Source organism: Azoarcus indigens, assembly GCF_004361735.1.
GTDB classification, from domain to species: Bacteria; Pseudomonadota; Gammaproteobacteria; order Burkholderiales; family Rhodocyclaceae; genus Azoarcus; species Azoarcus indigens.
The window spans coordinates 1-3,079 of sequence record NZ_SNVV01000056.1 but is presented as its reverse complement, the minus strand read 5'-3'; the positions used below and the strand labels follow the sequence as shown (position 1 = coordinate 3,079).

Below are 3,079 nucleotides of genomic sequence, written 5' to 3'. Positions count from 1 at the left end.
CCTCAATGTGCTTCGTTTCCAACGATGCCCTCCTTGCGAGCGAGGGGGGCAATTCCTCGTGTCGCTAGGGGGTCAATTTACGATGTCGCCTGACACAGGCGGGGGGTGAAGACTCTCTGATTGAATCTCATGCCTAGTGCGGCAAGGGCGGGCTCCTCGACCTCGAAATAGTCCTGGCCCGTAACTGTTCCCAGCAGTCTTTTGCCTGCGACTAGGGGGGTAACCGCCTGTTTGCGATGATCCGTGCTGTATGTGACGGACTCTCCAACGCCCTGCCAGCCGATGCCCCGCACGTTGCTCAGCCCGACTGTCTGATCCTGCGGTGAAAAATAGAGAAAGATGCCACCGCGGTTATCCCGTTCGGCAAACTCAACGTCCCTTCCATCGATCGTGGTTTTGCATTGCCCGGCATTCCAACGGAGGCCGCCTATGCAACTGTTGTGCGTCGCATCGGCCATTTCCTTCATGCTTGGCTTTGTCTGAGGGTGTTCGCCGATGAACCTTGTGATGTTCGCCAGGGTTTGTATTCGCGCTGGTGTGGTTTGCTGGGCGGAGTGGAGCTCCATACGCTCATAACCCGATTCAACCAGGCTATAGGGCGAACTCATCATAATTAGGGCATCGACTGGTCCGTGTCCTTCATCCTTGAGCATCGCATTGGCCAGCAAGGCGATGAGCGTTCCCTGGCTATGACCGACTACGTTGATGGTGTCATGCTTGCCGCTTCTACCATCTGCACTTTCATAGTTGCGGATGATCTTGACCAGCATCGCCAAGCGCTGTGCGGCCAGGACCATGTAACGGCGGTTAGGTGCGGGGAATAAGGGGTGGTCGGGTGTTCCAAACATGGGGTTCATGGGAAGGAATCCCAGCTTGGCTGAGAAGCCTCGGCCGAACATATCGGTAAGCGTGGTCGTGGCATTGCCGAAAGGCCCCCCTTCCTTGGTGCCGGCCTTGTCCAACCGGTTGCCGAAGCGGTCCAGCCATTCGCCGTGAGATGTTTGTTTCTGAATCGCGGCCTCTTCCTCGCGGAAGCCCCAGTAGAAGGGAATGACGACGCTGCGCGAATGGCCGCCCTGTTTGCCTTCGCTAGCAATGCGCCGGTAATACACAGCATCCGGGTCAGGCGCTTTGCCCTCATCGTCCTTGGGTGAGGTGTAAGTGGCCGGATTAAGCGCGGCTGGACTGCGTTTGCCTCGATTAGTTAGCGAATGATCCAGCCGCTCGTTCAGTCCCGTACAAATGCCTGTTTCTAGTTCGTCGTAGACGCCGGCTAGGTCATTGACGCCGTGGATCAAAATGACAATGCAGGGCTTGGGCTGCTGCTTATGCACGTGAGCATCACCCGCACCAGGAGCCAGGATGGCCTGGGATTTTCCAGCAACTGTGCTTGAGGACATCCTTTTTTAGTTCCTCGATTAGATGGTAAATGGGTTGAGCCGGCGAGCTGCATGCCCATGTGCGATATGTGTCGCCGCTTTACTTGAGCGTATTGGGCGCCAGCAACTCGAAGAACGCGATATGCATTGCATCCTGCTGCATCAACTCCGTGGCGCCTTGGGCGTCAGTTACCCCCGTCATTTCCTCACCATTGCTCAAAGTCACCCGGTAAGGCTGATTGGCTGCTGGGCGAACTCCATCGGGTAAGGTCAGGACAAAACGCCGTTGGGTTTGGCCCACGTCAAATTGGGGAAGTGTTGCAGCCTCACTGGCTGCGCCATTCCAGGTGTATCCAGCTGCTTTGAAGTTCATCTCACCAGGACAACCGAATTCGATGCAGCCATTCTGCAGCTTGATGTAAGCACCATTGCATAAAAGTGTGATGTGCCGTTCAGCCATGACCAGAACATGCTCTTCACTGGCGCTGACCTCTACGCTCTTGTCCGCCTGCAACCGGATAGTGTCTTGTTGTGCCTGTATCAGTACCTGCCCTTGATGTGCGATCTGACGCAGATCGCCACCGTGGGCAAACTGGCTGATTCCTTGCCCAGCGTTCATGACGATGTTTTGACCAGCAGTGAGCTGCTGGTTCTGCTCTGTCACGGCATCCAGATGCTGACCAGCAGCCAGTGTGATTGAACGTGGCGTGCCTGCGGCGATACCTGCAGGACTGCTGATCGCGATAAGCGGTTGTCCACCACCGCCCCCGTCCTTTTCATCGTTTGCCCCGTGTCCCAGGTTCTTTACTGCTTCGGTCAGGGAGCTTTGAGGCTGTGGATTGTGGGCCAGGCTCTGATGCTGCTCTGAATAGCTTCCCAAGTTCTTGGCCAATTCAAGCGCACTCTCAAGGCATTGAATGAGCTCTAGTCGAGAGAGATGGCCACCTTGGGCTTGTGGTTGCCCATCTGTCGTCAACAAAAGCCCCTTCGCGGCGCGCAGCGCGCCGTGCAGATCGGTGCGCAGCTCGAAGCCCTCGCCGCGCGGGGCGCCGCCGTCCGGGCGGGGGTGGGTGAGGTAGCCCAGGTGCAGGTGGCTGTCGCCGTGGTCGTTCATCAGCGCGGCGCTGATCTCGGCGGTGGTGTCGTCCAGGCGCAGCTCGCTGGCGCGCCCGCCCTTGTGTTCCTTGCTCTTGAGGGTGGCGAGCACCTGGTGGCGGGGCAGTTCGTAGGGCGGGCGGTTGCCGACGCGGTAGGCGCGGCCGGTGATGATGGGCTGATCCGGATCGCCGTCGAGGAAGCTGACGATGACTTCCTGGCCGATGCGCGGCAGGCTGAGCTGCCCCCAGCCGGCGCCGGCCCAGCCGTGGGTGGGGCGGATCCAGCAGCTGCTGTGTTCGTCGTCGTTGCCCTCGCGGTCCCAGGGGAACTGCACGCGCACGCGGCCGAATTCGTCCACATGGAACTCCTCGCCGGCGGGGCCGACGACGGTGGCGACCTGGGGGCCGGGGACGCGGGGCCGCGGCCGGGGGGCGGGGCGCCATTCGAGGTCGTCGGGCACCAGTTCGACGTGGTAGCGGTAGTCGGTGCCATGCGGGCCGTCGGCGTTCTCTTCGGCCTGGCTGGTGTGCTGGCGGCCGTGGTGGCGCAGGCGGACGGGGCGCCAGCCGCGGTTCCAGTCGGTGCGGGGATGGCCGCTGAGC

The 3,079-nt window shown here is 60.2% G+C and carries 2 protein-coding genes; both read right to left on the bottom strand.

Annotation, left to right across the window (positions count from 1 at the left end):
• Nucleotides 1–77 precede the first annotated feature (77 nt).
• The gene (locus tag C7389_RS24590; protein WP_133595297.1) at nt 78–1,400 is read right to left on the bottom strand and encodes a T6SS effector phospholipase Tle3 domain-containing protein; all 1,323 of its coding nucleotides are present in this window, start codon (nt 1,398–1,400) and stop codon (nt 78–80) included.
• A gap of 79 nt (nt 1,401–1,479) precedes the next feature.
• On the bottom strand, nt 1,480–3,079 hold a 1,600-nt coding region (locus C7389_RS24585), incomplete at its 5' end, for a DUF2345 domain-containing protein (RefSeq protein ID WP_133595296.1).

Excerpts from the sequence above, each read along its gene's own strand:
- C7389_RS24590 (WP_133595297.1), bottom strand. The coding sequence starts at position 1,400 with ATGTCCTCAAGCACAGTTGCTGGAAAATCCCAGGCCATCCTGGCTCCT.